This window comes from Arthrospira sp. PCC 9901 (genome assembly GCF_059013425.1).
The window spans coordinates 2,137,400-2,152,500 of record NZ_CP102296.1 but is presented as its reverse complement, the minus strand read 5'-3'; the positions used below and the strand labels follow the sequence as shown (position 1 = coordinate 2,152,500).

The window sequence follows — 15,101 nt, the reverse complement described above, 5'->3', positions numbered from 1 at the left end:
CAACAGGCCCAGAAGATGGCACTCCCCAGGATACGGACAAGTTAAAAGCCCAAGTGGTAGAGAAAAAGACTCTGATTCAAGTCAACTGATACATTTACGCGACATTTATCCGGCTATTGCCTGACAATGCGACGATAGCACTATTACCCGTTAAGGTAACAGAGGCGGTATCCCGCAAAGCTTTTAGAAAGATTCCCAAAGCACCGTTCCAGTCCCTGGGTAGAGTGAACCCACACTCCGGACATCGGAACACTTTTGAGCCACCTAGCTGGGAATGCACATGACCACAGTGAGTACAGGTTTTGCTGGTGTATTCTTCCGTCACATCTACAACTGTGGTTCCAGTTATTTCCCCTTGATGTCTCAGGGTTAGTTTGAATCGATAATGCGCCCATGTCAGCATGGCGCGGGCAGTCTTAGAGCTGATTAGACGCTTCACCTTGGCAACCATATTGGAAGTCTCGAAGGTGGGCCAAAAAATCAGGCTGTGTTATGGGATGGTCAGGGATGCGACCCAATCAACCAAGGGGTTGAAGTCCTCACCGGGTAGTCCCCACGCCCATTTCAGCTCTATTTCATACCCGAAGGTCTCGCACCATACTTGGTCTTGTAGCGCATCGCCCTAATTGGTTCAACTAATCTGCGATTAAATTAAGCTCTCTACCACCGGGCTAGTGTTTAAAATGATATGGATGCTAGTTGTAGCTAACAGGAAGCTAATTAGCTATTTTTCCGAGACTTGCGGGAAGAGGCTGCAAACAAACCGCCAACAGCCATCAGACCTAACATAGTGGAAGGTTCAGGAACAGAAGGCACGTCACCTGTAGGAATGAAGACTTTGTAAAGACCGTTGTGGGAAGTTCCATCAGTGTACTCAGTTAGTCCAGTAGCAGTAGCACTGAAACTCCACAGATAATCAACTACTCCGTCATATTCATACCTGAGAATTTCACTAGCCTGCCAACCGGCAAACCAGTCTCCGTAGACATTACCTAAGTCCATATGTCCGGCTAAACCGATTTCAATGCCGTTACGATCGCTTTCAATGTAGGAGATGTTGGGGTCGCTGGCGCGTTCAAAACCATACATACCCAAAAAGGTATTAAAAGCCGTTTGTCTACCGATTCTTCCTAAATCAGGTTGGTAGTTGTCCAATAACTGACCAAACCAACGGTTTGCTAGGTCATCATTGCCATACGCTGTTGTACCATCACTTCCGAACCAGTCCGAGGAGTTGAGGCTACTGATGGTCAGGGTTTTACCGTTAACTTCACCAATCAGGCTGGTTCTTACACCACCATAGAAAGATGAGTTATACTTCCATTCATGCCACTGTCTTCCTACCCGATACCGATAGGTGGCATCATTAATGTGACTGCTGGAGAACAATTCAATGTTACCGCCGGGGGTTCCGTCTAGCCTCCGCAAAATGTCGTCGATGTTTGCAGAAGAGTTTTCATAGGTTTGGTCAACTAAACCGTCACCAGTAGTGTCTCGGGCATCGTAGAGGATATGGTCTTCACCTTCGATTCTGAAGTTTTGGGCTAGGACAGGAGCGGCGACCATTGCGGTCATACCTGCGGCAAGGGAGGCACTAACTAAGAATTTGTTGATAAGTCCAGCCATGATTGAAGTCTCCTAAAGTGAATGGTTGAGGGTTGAGTTAGTCCTTTTGGGAAGCTGTAATCAGCTTTACCTGAAAAGGGATTTTGTTTAATTATTATTAGTTTTTCGTAGATGACACCGCTTTTTTCATCGGTTGTGCGCTTTTCATTTAGGGCGTAGAGTCTTTAATATAGACATAAATTTAACGCCTGCTGTTTTTTTGACTCTGTGTTCATTATAGTTGACGGTTGGGGAAAAGTCTATAAAGGTTCTGTAAAGTTATGGTGATTTTATATAAAGTTATTGGCAAATTTGATGTGGTCTAAGATTTGTCTGATGATGGTTAAAAATACTCCGTATTTCTACGGAAAATTACAGTGTTTTGGGGGTGATGTTTAAGAGATTGATCCGTATATTTAAGGGAGCCGGACTCGATGAAACCCAGACCAGTGCTGGGAATTGTCGAGAACCGGCTCCTATAATGAGTTGTAGTAAGTTAGGTATTAGCTGGCTTAGGGCTGGTGGGACTGCAAGAATTGGGCAATCCTGTCTACGGCGACTTTTAAGACTTCTGGGGGATGGACGAGAGCAAAGCGGACATATCCTTCGCCGGATTTACCAAAGCCAACGCCGGGAGATACGGCGACTCCGGTTTGTTGGACTAATTGGGCGCAGAAGCGGATAGAATCTTGACTCCAGGGTTGGGGGAGTTTTGCCCAAATGTAGAGGGTGGCTATGGGGGTAGGTACATCCCAACCGATGTCATGGAGGGCTTTAACAAAGACATCGCGCCTTTCTCGGAAGGTATCAACGGTGTGGCTAATTAATTCCTGGGAGCCGGTTAAGGCAGCGATCGCTCCATTAAGAATACCACGATACTGATTAAAGTCGATCGCGGCCTTGACCTGTCGCAGAGCGAGAATCAACTGAGGATTTCCGACGGCGAAACCGATACGGAAGCCTCCCATATTATAGGACTTGGAAAAGGTAAAAAACTCTATGGAGACGGTTTTCTGGGGGTCTGCTTGCAAGATCGAGGGGGCAATGGCATCATTATTGAGGGCATTGCCTTCTGGGAAGACAAAATCCCCGTAGGGGAAATCATGAACGAGGACGAGATCATTTTTTTGACAAAAGGCTACGGCTTCCTGAAAAAATGATAAGGGAGCGATCGCGGTTGTGGGATTATGGGGATAACTCAAGACCATCATTTTAGCTTGAGCCAATACGGCTTCGGGAATTTCCTCAAACTTTGGCAGAAAGCCATTTTCGGCTAACATAGTCATGGGATAAATTTGCCCCCCGGCTATATATACTCCCCCAGCGTGGGAAGGATAGCCTGGATCTTGCAAGAGGGCAAAATCTCCGGGGTCCAGAATAGCTAAGGGTAGATGTCCTGTCCCTTCCTGACAGCCTATAAGTTGCAGAACTTCGGTTTCCGGGTCAACGGGTACGCCATACTTTTGAGTGTACCAGTGAGCGGCGGTATCTCGAAAATCCTTAGTATTGCGGAATAAGGCGTAACCGTGGGTTGTAGTATCGTCGAGGGAGTCCCGAATGCGATCGATAATGTGATTAGCCACAGGTACATCGGAAGAACCTAAAGACAAGTCAATGAGATCTTGTCCGGCGGCCAATGCTTTGGCTTTGGCTCGATCCATATCAGCAAATACATTAGACCGTAGAGGTTCTAGTCGCTTAGAAAATTGCATAATTCAACTCCGACGCAAACGGGACTCAATAAGAGATTTACAGATTCTACAGGTGAGGGTCAATCCACTCAATTAGCTTGTCTTTGGTAATTGCTCCCTCTAGGGAGGCGATAATTTCTCCGCCCATAAATAGCCTCAAGGCTGGGACCCCTTCCACTTGACAGAGTTTAACTGCTTGGGGGTTGGGGTCAACTTCTAGTTTAACTACTTTTAGGCGATCGCTGTAAGTATTTGCTACGGCTTGGACGGAGGGGGAAACCAGACGACAAGGACCACACCAGGGAGCCCAGAAGTAGGCTAAAGTCGGCTGTCCAGTATTACCCAGGACTTCGGTTTCAAATTGGGAATCTTGAATGACAATGACGTTGCTACTCATTAAAGCTGCTCGGCTAGTACCACTTCCTGATCAATAATTAGATTACCATAGTGCAAAATTGTGACGAGGGCAGTCCTGAATGGGGGTGCGATCGCCCAAATGCAACAAAATTTAACTTTTGAGGGGGACAGAAGGGTGGCACAGTCGGCGGAGGGTAATTAACGATTTGTTAAGATTATTAGGAGGATTTCAATTCGCTGCATATAGGCTCTCAATAACCTGATAGACTTGAACACTGGGAGTGCTTAGGGGCGGGTTCACAAATAACCTGTTGCATATAGAGGCTGTTTACTGAACCAGCCCGCACAATCAGGCAGTCTCAGATGTTGGGAGGATAAAACTCGTGGATAACGCTATTGGTTTAGAGATTATTGAGGTAGTGGAGCAAGCGGCGATCGCTTCGGCTCGATGGATGGGTAAAGGCGAAAAAAATACCGCCGACCATGTGGCTGTGGAAGCCATGCGCCAACGGATGAATCAAATTCATATGCGCGGTCGTATCGTCATCGGTGAAGGGGAGCGCGATGAGGCTCCTATGCTCTACATTGGTGAAGAGGTAGGTATCTGCACCCAGGAAAATGCGTCGGCGTTTTGTAACCCAGAAGAATTGGTAGAAATTGACATCGCGGTTGACCCCTGCGAAGGAACTAACCTGGTAGCCTACGGTCAAAATGGCTCGATGGCTGTGCTGGCTATTTCTGAGAAGGGGGGGCTTTTTGCGGCTCCTGACTTCTACATGAAGAAACTAGCAGCCCCTCCGGTAGCTCGTGGTCATGTTGATATTAACAAATCAGCTACAGAAAACCTCCAGATTATCTCGGACTGCATGGGTCGCGCGGTTGAGGAATTAGTGGTTGTGGTTATGGATCGCCCCCGCCACAAGGAACTGATTAAGGAAATTCGGGAAGCTGGTGCTAGGGTTCGTCTGATTAGTGATGGGGATGTGTCCGCAGCTATCTCCTGTGCTTTCTCTGGAACTAACATTCATGCTCTGATGGGTATTGGTGCGGCTCCTGAAGGGGTGATTTCTGCTGCTGCTATGCGCTGTCTGGGGGGTCACTTCCAAGGACAATTGATCTACGACCCAGAAGTCGTCAAGACTGGTCTGATCGGTGAAAGCAAGGAAAGCAACATCGCTCGCTTGAAAGATATGGGGATTGAAAATCCCGATAAGGTCTATAATGCAGAAGAACTGGCTAACGGCAGAACTGTTCTATTTGCGGCCTGTGGTATTACTTCTGGTACTCTGATGGAGGGGGTTCGCTTCTTCGGTGGCGGCGCTCGGACTCAGAGCTTGGTAATTTCCTCTCAGTCGAAAACGGCTCGCTTTGTAGATACTATCCATATGTTTGAGAAGCCGAAAAATATTCAGCTTCGCTAGTTTCCTGTCGGGAAACGGGATCAGGGAAATTGCACAGATTTTGTGGATTTCTGTAGGCTGAAAGCAGAAACACCGGAGATGGCTTAAACCTGATCCCATGCACTAATAAAAAAACCGAAACACTAAACCGTTTTATGAATATTGCAGTCGTAGGTCTTAGTCACAAAACGGCTCCAGTTAACGTCCGTGAAAAACTCAGTATTCCAGAACCTCAGATAGAAGGGGCGATCGCGCATTTGTTGAGCTATCCTCATTTGGAAGAGGTGGCGATTCTTAGTACCTGTAATCGCTTGGAAATCTATTTGGTCACAGTTGAGGCTCAACCGGGAATTAGGGAAGTGACTCAGTTTCTGTCGGAGTCGAGTCAACTACCCCTGGCTGAACTGCGTCCCCATCTATTTACGCTTCTCCACGATGATGCGATTATGCACCTAATGCGAGTGGCGGCGGGATTGGATAGTTTGGTTCTGGGAGAAGGACAGATCCTCGCCCAAGTTAAGCAAACTCACAAGTTGGGTCAGCAATACAAGGGAATAGGGCGCATTCTCAATCGTTTATTTAAACAAGCCTTGACGGCTGGTAAACGGGTGCGGACAGAAACTAGCATTGGTACCGGGGCGGTTTCTATTAGTTCTGCGGCTGTGGAATTGGTGCAGATGAAAGTTCAGGATCTGTCTGATTACCGAGTGGCTATTGTTGGGGCGGGTAAAATGTCTCGCCTATTGGTACAACATCTGCTCTCTAAGGGGGCGAACCACATCTCTATTATAAATCGTTCGTTAAAGCGATCGCAAGAGTTGGCGAGTCAATTTAGAGAAGCGGATTTGAACTTGTGTCCTCTCTCGGAAATGATGGCTGTTGTGGCTAATTCCGATATCGTCTTTACTAGCACAGGTGCGACGGAACCGATTTTAGATAGGGCTAAATTAGAGACTACTTTAGCGCCTAACCAGTCTCTAATGTTGGTGGATATTTCTGTTCCTCGGAATGTGGCGACTGATGTCACGGAGTTACCAGGAATTCAGGCGTTTAATGTGGATGACTTAAAGGCGGTGGTAGCCCAAAACTATGAAAGCCGCCGCCAAATGGCGCAGGAGGCGGAGGTTCTTCTTGAAGAAGAGGTGGAAGCCTTTGATGTCTGGTGGCGGAGTTTGGAAACGGTTCCGACCATTAACTGTCTGCGCGATAAGATTGAAGGCATTAGAGAACAGGAACTGGAAAAAGCCTTATCTCGTTTGGGATCGGAATTTGCGGAAAAGCATCAGGAGGTTATTGAAGCCCTGACTAGGGGTATTGTCAATAAAATTCTCCATGATCCTATGGTACAATTGCGATCGCAGCAGGATATTGAAGCCCGCCGCCGGGCTATGCAAACCCTGCAAACTCTCTTTAACCTTGACCCAGAAGCTATATCTGGTCAACAATACAGTTAGACTATCAACGGATTCAGTCCCCCCCATCCTCCATAAAAGGGGTTTGGGGTGGGTCTGGGCTGGTCACACCACAGGAAAAACACGCTCTACAGCGCTGAATAGTAGCGGTTACGATGACCGCCAGGGGCGAGAATAACTAATAATCTAATCAACTACTGTAATTTATGCCTTGATGTGGCAAAATATTTAGGAACGAGTAATCAGCTTAAACTGTCGATTAATCTGCTATGACTGCAACTATTCCCACACTAGCGCCCCAATACGACCCTTTCTCCACCGAAGCCAAATGGCAGCAATACTGGGAACAGAAGCAGGTCTTTAAAGCAGACCCTAACCATCCAGGTGAACCCTACTGTATCATGATTCCCCCCCCCAACGTGACGGGAAGTCTCCACATGGGTCACGCTTTCAATAATTCCCTGATTGATGCGTTAATTCGCTATCATCGGATGCGCGGTTATAATACGCTATATTTACCGGGAACTGATCACGCTAGTATAGCAGTACAGACTATTTTAGAGCGACAATTGCGAGAAGAAGGTAAAACTCGCTATGATTTGGGCAGGGATAAGTTTTTAGACCGGGCTTGGCAGTGGAAACAAGAGTCCGGTGGTACAATTGTTAATCAATTGCGACGTTTGGGGGTGTCCTGTGACTGGACTCGTGAACGGTTTACGCTGGATGAAGGATTATCAAAAGCGGTAATTGAAGCCTTTGTGCGTTTGTATGAAGATGGCTTAATTTATCGGGGTGAATATTTGGTGAATTGGTGTCCCGCTAGTGAGTCGGCGGTGTCGGATCTGGAAGTGGAAAATAAGGAAGTTAATGGCAATTTATGGCATTTTCGCTACCCTCTGAGTGATGGTAGTGGGTTTGTGGAAGTGGCGACTACTCGCCCGGAAACTATGTTAGGTGATACGGCTGTGGCGGTTAATCCTAAGGATAAACGCTATCAAAATTTGATTGGTAAAACTCTGACTTTGCCAATTATGAATCGGGAAATTCCTATCATTGGGGACGAGTTAGTTGATCCGGAATTTGGGACGGGTTGCGTTAAGGTTACTCCCGCCCATGATCCTAATGATTTCGAGATGGGAAAAAGGCATAATTTGCCGATGATTAATATTATGAATAAAAACGGTTCTTTGAATGAGAATAGCGGACCGTTTGTCGGACAAGATAGGTTTGTAGCGCGCCAAAATGTGGTGAAACGCTTGGAAAGCGAAGGGTTTTTGGTGAAAATAGAAGACTATAGCCATTCTGTACCTTATAGCGATCGCGGAAAAGTTCCGGTTGAACCGCTATTATCTACTCAGTGGTTTGTCAAGATTAGACCGTTGGCTGATCGGGCTTTGGTATCTTTGGATAATCAACATAGCCCGAATTTTGTCCCCCAAAGATGGCAAAAAGTCTATCGTGACTGGTTGGTGAAATTAGAAGATTGGTGCATTTCTCGTCAACTGTGGTGGGGACATCAAATTCCGGCTTGGTATGCGGTGAGTGAAACTGGGGGAGAAATTACTGATCATACTCCTTTTCTGGTGGCGCGGACAGCAGCAGAAGCACAGGAAAAAGCGATCGCCTCCTTTGGAGAAGGGGTAAAACTTCAGCAAGATCCCGATGTTCTCGATACCTGGTTTTCCTCTGGTTTGTGGCCGTTTTCGACTTTGGGATGGCCGGAAAAAACCCCCGATTTGCAAACCTATTACCCGACCAATACTCTGTCTACTGGGTTTGATATTATCTTTTTCTGGGTGGCTAGAATGACGATGATGGGGGGATATTTTACGGACCAAATGCCTTTTCAAACCGTTTATATCCATGGTTTAATCCTGGATGAAAATGGCAAAAAGATGTCGAAATCAGCCGGAAATGGTATCGACCCGTTATTGTTGATTGATAAATATGGGACTGATGCCCTGCGTTATACTTTAATGCGGGAAGTGATCGGCGCAGGACAGGATATCCGTTTAGAGTATGACCGCAGCAAGGATGAGTCGCCGTCCGTGGAGGCTTCCCGGAATTTTACTAATAAACTCTGGAATGCCGCCCGGTTTGTGTTGATGAACCTGAAAGGACAAACTCCCGCACAATTGGGAACACCGAATTTCGAGGAGTTGGAATTAAGCGATCGCTGGATTTTGTCTCGTTTTAACCAAACTGTCAAGCAAACTTGTGATTATATGAATGCTTACAGTTTAGGGGAAGCAGCTAAAGGCTTATATGAGTTTATTTGGGGTGACTTTTGCGACTGGTATATTGAGTTAGCCAAGTATCGTTTACAGGGAGATGGTGGCGTTTCTCAGAAAGTAGCCCAGCAGGTACTCGCCTACATTTTAGAAGGCATTTTAAAGCTATTACATCCTTTTATGCCACACATTACCGAGGAAATTTGGCACACCTTAACCCAAACCGGGGAACAAGATTGTTTGGCGGTGCAGACTTATCCAGTATTGCAAGAACAGATGATCAGTTCCGACTTAGAAACCGATTTTGATTTAATTATCGGCACAATTCGCACTCTCCGAAATTTGCGCGCCGACGCTGATATTAAACCCAAGGTGAAAGTTACGGCGATTCTGCAAAGTGAAAATGCCAAAGAAAGGGAGATTTTGCAGCGGGGAGAGGTCTATATTAATAAAATTGCTGGGGTGGATAACTTGGTGATTACAGAAGCCCTAACCGGAAATGAAGGTCAAACTATCGCCGGGGTAGTCGGGACTATTCAAGCCTTAATTCCTTTGGCGGGGGTAGTTGATTTACCAGCCTTGAAGCAACGAACCGAGAAGAAATTGGCAAAAATTCAGAAAGAAATTGACAGCTATACCAAGCGTTTAAGTAATCCTAATTTTGTCGATAAAGCCGACCCGCAGGTTGTACAGGGGGCGCGAGATGCTTTAGCCGAAGCTGAGAAACAAGCCGAAATTCTCCAAAGCCGTTTGAGTGGTTTTTAGGGTTTTCCTAACTGTGGGGAATTTTCCCCACTGACTATCATCGTACTAAAAAAGTATTTTGGATTTCCCAAGATTGTTAAGAAACGCAACCCTGGAGCCAGAGCCTCCAAAGGCCAGTACCATGGAGATGTAAAATTCTCGCACTTAAATTATTAATGAAAATAAACGTTCAAAATTTAGGTGTTATCAAACAAGCGGAACTCGAATTAGGAGATCTCACGATTATTTGTGGGCAAAATAACTCTGGCAAAACCTATGTGACCTATGCTTTGTTTGGATTTTTAGACACATGGAGAGATGGATTTGAAGTGGAAATTGCCAATGATATTATTGACCAGATTTTAAATCAAGGATTGGCGACTATAAACCTCCTCACTGATATTGATTCCCCAGAAAAAATCCTATCCAAAGCCTGCCAAGCCTACACCAACAGTCTGGCGGAAATCTTTGGGACAAACGGAGCCAGGTTCGCCCAGACAACCTTTGAAGTTTTTTTAGATTTCAATAGAGATTTTTTTGATGATGTCTATGAAACCAATATAGGAGCCAGAGGTTCTGATCAGCAAATCTTTTCACTAATCAAACCTGTAAATAGCCCAGAATTGACGGTTACACTCTTAGCCACAAAGGAAAATCTGAATTTTCCTCGACAAATCATCAGGAAAATTATTAGTGATTCAATTAAAAATATCCTGTTTTCTCGATTTTTTCCGCGTCCTTTTATCGCCAGTTCAGAAAGAACCGGTACGGCTATTTTTCGCAAAGAACTCAATTTTGCCCGTAATCGCCTCCTGGATGAACTGAGCCAAGTTGAAGGGGAAAAAGATAGGTTTAAACTGCTCTTTTCCAGGGGCTATGAAGATTATGCGTTACCCATTCGGACTAATGTTGAGTTTCTGCGTAATTTAGAGGCAATATCTAAACGCAACAGTCAGTTAAGTGAAATAAAATCCGGCATTTTAGATGATTTTGATGATATTATTGGCGGTCGTTATGTTGTTACCAAAAATGATGAACTCTACTATATTCCTACGGGTAATAAAAAAGCTCAGTTAACCATGGATGAAAGTTCTAGCGCCGTTCGTTCTTTACTGGATCTTGGCTTTTATTTAAAACATATTGCCCAAAGGGGTGAATTACTAATTATTGATGAACCTGAACTAAACTTGCATCCAGAAAACCAACGTCGAATTGCTCGTTTAATTGCTCGGTTGATCAACAGTGGCATCAAGGTATTGATCACGACCCACAGTGATTATATTGTTAAGGAATTGAACACCCTGATTATGCTCAATTCCGATAAACCCCACATTCAGGAAATTGCCCAACAAGCAGGCTATCAACCAGATGAAATTCTCGATGCTAGTCGTGTTAAAGTTTATATCGCTGAAGAAGCCCTTGTTCAATTACCCGGCAAATCGAGGCGAAGTCGCTGCCCAACCTTAACGGCTGCCAAGATTACACCAGATTTAGGTATTGAAATTTCCAGCTTTGACACTGCCATTGAAGCCATGAATAAAATTCAAGAAGCGATCGTCTGGGGAGAAGGGTTTTAGTGTGGGAGGTAGATTATCGAATTCTGTCAGAGTTAATTGATGAATCAGCACAAATTAAAGCGATCGCTCTATCCTATAACAATAGACGATGACAATATAGAGGAAATACCGAAGCACTATTTATCGGTTAAGTATCAGCAAGAAATTTATTTCCGAGTGTTCTTAGAAAAAGCATAATTTGAGATGCGAATGCGATCGCCTCAATATCAGTAACCTCAAATACTTGACGACAGAATGGAGGTTTTGCTATACTGACAGAAATCCCTGGGAATCGGTGATTGTGCCTAAACTGAAAAAACACCCGCAAACCCTATATATATCGTGAAATATTAATATTTTGTGGCTAAAATTTAAAATTGCGATACAGGAGTTTTTGAGGATTTAGCCAAGGCGGAAAATTAGGCTATTGACAAAATCGAGATTTTATCGAATGTGCTTTTTTATGGGCGAATAATTAACTATAATCCATCATCGATGTAATTTCATGATACTTGAGTCTCAATCAATTTATCAAGTAGGTGGTAGCCTTCATAGAGACTCACCGACCTATGTAGAGAGGGCGGCGGATAGGGAACTCTATCAAGCCTTGAAATCCGGGGAATTTTGCTATGTTCTCAATAGTCGCCAAATGGGTAAATCGTCCCTGTTGGTGCGGACTTCCCATAGGCTACAACAGGAGTCGCTGAAATGTATCAGCTTAGATATGACTTGTATTGGTAGTGAAAATGTGACACCTTTACAATGGTATAAAGGGATTTTAACATTTTTATGGACAGGTTTTAAGCTAACCAGTAAATTTCCGCTGAAAAGTTGGTGGAATGAACGAGAAGACCTATCTTTATTGCAGCGTTTAAGTCAATTTATTGAAGAGTTATTAAAACATTTACCCGACCAATACCTATTTATATTTGTGGATGAAATAGACAGTATTTTAAGTTTACCATTCCCGGTGGATGATTTTTTTGCTTTCATCCGTTATTGTTACAATGAAAGGGCTGTTAATCCCGAATATAATCGGATTACTTTTGCGATTTTTGGAGTGGCTACCCCTTCGGATTTAATTAAAGATAAAAATCGCACGCCGTTCAATATTGGTAAAGCTATACAGTTATCAGGATTTACTTTAAAGGAAGCTGAACCCTTAATGACAGGTTTAATGATTCCGGGTAAAAATTCTCGTCGTCTGCTGAAGAGTATCTTAAATTGGACGAGAGGACAGCCTTTTTTAACTCAGAAAATTTGTAATATTTTATATGTGGATATATTGAAAGAAGAGAAACATAAGTTCTGGGAGTCCAAAACAGAAGAAAAGATTATCTATAAAATTGTTCAAGATTACATTATTGACAATTGGGAATATCACGACGAACCGGAACATTTAAGAACTATCTCTAATCGATTATTGCAAAATCAAAAAAGTCTGGCTAATTTGCTAAGTCTTTATCAGCAAGTTTTAAGAGGTATGATAGTTGAGACTGACGGAAGTGCAGAACAGACGGAATTAATCATGTCTGGATTGGTGATTAAGTACCACAATTATTTAAGGGTAAAAAACAAAATTTATCAAAGTATTTTTAATCAAGAATGGGTGGAGAAAAAGTTAAGTAATTTACGACCCTATTCTCAAACTTTTGAAGCCTGGGTACTTTCTGGTAAAACTGATGAATCTCGACTGCTGCGAGGACAGGCTTTAAAAGATGCTCAAAAATGGATGGTAGGTAAGGTTTTAAGTCCGGTAGATTATCAGTTTTTAAATGCTTCGGCTGAACTGGAACAAATGCAAGTTAGACAGCAACTAGAAATTGAGCGATCGCAAGCTATTGCTAACCAATTACAAGAACAGAAAAAAAGATTATTACAGGAACAAAAAACCGCCAAACAACAACAAATATTTATCGGGGTTTTAACCTTTGGTTTGGCGATAACTTCCCTGTTAGCATTGGAGATATTTAATTTATATCGACGGGCTTCAATTAATGAAAAAAAAGCGAGAATTAACGAAGTTAGTGCCATTTTAAATTCTGCGAATACTTTATTCACCCAAAATTATCACTTAGATGCTTTATTATCTGCTTTAGATGTAAACGCAAAAATTGAAACTATCCAATCACCTAATCCCGAAATTATCCAGAGAGTACAAGAGACGGTTAGCCGGGCATTTTTCCGCGCTGATGAGTTCAATAGAATTGTAGCCCACCACCATTTAATTTGGCGAGTTACTTTCTCTCATTACGGTGAATATATGGCTACTAGCAGTAATGATAAAACTATTAAACTCTGGGATAGACGAGGTAATTTATTGCAGGTTTTTCATGGTCATGAAGGGGACGTTTTTGATGTGGCTTTTTCGCCGGATGGTCAATTTTTAGCTTCAGCTAGTTTAGACAAAACAGCCAAAGTATGGACTGTTGATGGTAATTTAGTTACTACCCTAAATCTCCATGAAAAGGGTGTGAGAGCGATCGCTTTTTCTCCAGATGGTCAAACCATAGGAACAGCCAGTCAAGACAAAACAGTGCAACTGTGGCGACGGGGTGACCAGGGATGGGCTAATGCTTATCTTTACCTGACTTTAACAGGTCATGATGATGCTGTAGAGGCGATCGCTTTTTCTCCAGATGGTCAAAATATCGCCACCAGCAGCAAAGACCACACCGTGAAACTATGGGGAATAGATGGCAGTCTAGTTAATACCTTTAGGGGACACCAAAACCCAGTTTGGGACGTGGTGTTCTCCCCCGATGGCAAAACTATCGTTTCCGGTAGCAATGACGGTACAGCCAAAGTGTGGGGACTTGATGGCAGTCTGATTACTACTTTACCCTCCCAGGAAGGTTGGGTTTGGTCTGTGGCTATTAGTCCTCCCGATAGCATTATCCGCCGTTTAGGTATCGCTTTTGCTACCGCTGATTTAGCTAATAATATTAAGCTGTGGGATATAGATGGCAATTTGTTATATACCCTAGAAGGTCATGAACAACAGGTCTGGAATGTTAGCTTTAGTCCTGATGGTAAAACTCTGGCTTCCGTAAGCAATGATAAAACTCTTAGACTCTGGAGTTTTGACCACCCTAGTCTCACAATTTTGAGGGGACATAATCGGGGAATTTTAGATGCCGTATTTTCTGAGGATGACAGTTTTGTGGTAACTGCTAGTGATGATAAAACTCTCAAAATTTGGCGAGTTAATGGGGAGTTACTACAGACTATTCCTACTACCCAGGGGGGAGTTTTGTCGGTCAGTTTTGATTATCAAAATCAGATTTTAGCTACTGGTAGCTATGACAATATTGTTCAACTGTGGCAAATTTCACCTGATGGAACCAACATAACTTTACTCAACACTTTAACTGAACATACTGGACCTGTTTGGTCGGTGGCTTTTAGTCCTAATGGTGAATTTCTGGTAAGTGGTGGTGGTGATGGCACTATCAAACTTTGGAATAAAGATGGAGTTTTGCAAAACAGTTGGTCTTCACAAGGACAGACTATCCGCACAGTTGCTATTAGCCGAGATGGTCAGTTAATTGCTTCTGGTGGTAGTGGTGAAACGGTGAAAATTTGGGGAATTGATGGTAGTCTTAAACGGGAACTAAGTCAATACCATACCGGAACTATATTAGGCTTGGATTTTTCTCGTGATGGTCGCTTTTTGGCTTCGGTAGCTGAGGATGATATGGTGAAAATTTGGGATGTTAATAGCAATTTAATTAACAGTTTTAAAACTTATCATAATGATATTGTATCTGATGTTAATTTTTCCCCAGATAGTCAAATGCTGGCGACAGCGGGAACAGATGGGAGTGCGAAACTTTGGACTCTTGATGGTGAAAACTTGGCGGTTTTTAATGGTCATAGTACCATTAAAACTCGGGTTTTGTCGGTGAATTTTAGTAATGATGGTCAACGGTTAATTTCTACTGATATTGATGGGGTGGCTATCCTATGGAATATCGAGAATTCTATTAATTATCAATCGGTGAAGAATTATGCTTGTGAATGGGTGCGCGATTACTTACAAATTAATCCCGATACTCAAAATGGCGATCGCCAAATTTGCCCAAATTAAATAGATCCTTTGGGA

At 43.6% G+C, this 15,101-nt stretch carries 9 protein-coding genes and 1 pseudogene; 6 read left to right on the top strand and 4 right to left on the bottom strand.

Going from position 1 to position 15,101, the window contains the following annotated elements; genetic code table 11:
* Positions 1-94: 94 nt before the first annotated feature.
* The 4 genes and pseudogenes from NLZ44_RS09370 to NLZ44_RS09355 all read right to left on the bottom strand — a co-directional run.
* Positions 95-490: pseudogene (locus NLZ44_RS09370) on the bottom strand (zinc ribbon domain-containing protein); the annotation flags it as partial.
* 230 nt (positions 491-720) lie between these two features.
* The gene (locus tag NLZ44_RS09365; RefSeq protein WP_493752599.1) at positions 721-1,626 is read right to left on the bottom strand and encodes an NF038130 family PEP-CTERM protein; all 906 of its coding nucleotides are present in this window, start codon (positions 1,624-1,626) and stop codon (positions 721-723) included.
* Positions 1,627-2,117: 491 nt separating this feature from the next.
* A complete protein-coding gene (locus NLZ44_RS09360; protein WP_193520417.1) occupies positions 2,118-3,317 on the bottom strand; it encodes an LL-diaminopimelate aminotransferase in 1,200 nt (399 codons plus the stop codon).
* Between the two features lie 46 nt (positions 3,318-3,363).
* Complete coding sequence (locus NLZ44_RS09355) at positions 3,364-3,693, bottom strand: thioredoxin family protein (protein ID WP_111894072.1); 330 nt, start codon at positions 3,691-3,693, stop codon at positions 3,364-3,366.
* A 343-nt stretch (positions 3,694-4,036) separates the two neighbouring features.
* Here NLZ44_RS09355 and glpX point away from each other — a divergent pair, with 343 nt between their 5' ends.
* The 6 genes from glpX to NLZ44_RS09325 all read left to right on the top strand — a co-directional run bounded on the left by glpX (position 4,037) and on the right by NLZ44_RS09325 (position 15,086).
* Positions 4,037-5,074: a class II fructose-bisphosphatase gene (gene glpX / locus NLZ44_RS09350; protein ID WP_493752598.1), complete on the top strand. Its 1,038-nt coding sequence runs from the start codon at positions 4,037-4,039 to the stop codon at positions 5,072-5,074.
* Between the two features lie 134 nt (positions 5,075-5,208).
* Positions 5,209-6,507 (top strand): glutamyl-tRNA reductase, encoded by a 1,299-nt coding sequence (locus NLZ44_RS09345; RefSeq protein WP_493752597.1) that lies wholly within the window; start codon positions 5,209-5,211, stop codon positions 6,505-6,507.
* Between the two features lie 227 nt (positions 6,508-6,734).
* Entirely contained in the window at positions 6,735-9,461 is a 2,727-nt protein-coding gene (locus NLZ44_RS09340) for a valine--tRNA ligase (RefSeq protein ID WP_493752596.1), read from the top strand.
* A 155-nt stretch (positions 9,462-9,616) separates the two neighbouring features.
* The gene (locus tag NLZ44_RS09335) at positions 9,617-11,017 is read left to right on the top strand and encodes an AAA family ATPase (protein ID WP_493752595.1); all 1,401 of its coding nucleotides are present in this window, start codon (positions 9,617-9,619) and stop codon (positions 11,015-11,017) included.
* 39 nt (positions 11,018-11,056) lie between these two features.
* The gene (locus NLZ44_RS09330) at positions 11,057-11,194 is read left to right on the top strand and encodes a hypothetical protein (protein ID WP_199456285.1); all 138 of its coding nucleotides are present in this window, start codon (positions 11,057-11,059) and stop codon (positions 11,192-11,194) included.
* A gap of 307 nt (positions 11,195-11,501) precedes the next feature.
* Positions 11,502-15,086, top strand: a complete 3,585-nt coding sequence (locus NLZ44_RS09325) for an AAA-like domain-containing protein (protein ID WP_493752594.1) — start codon at positions 11,502-11,504, stop codon at positions 15,084-15,086.
* The last annotated feature ends 15 nt before the right edge of the window (positions 15,087-15,101 follow it).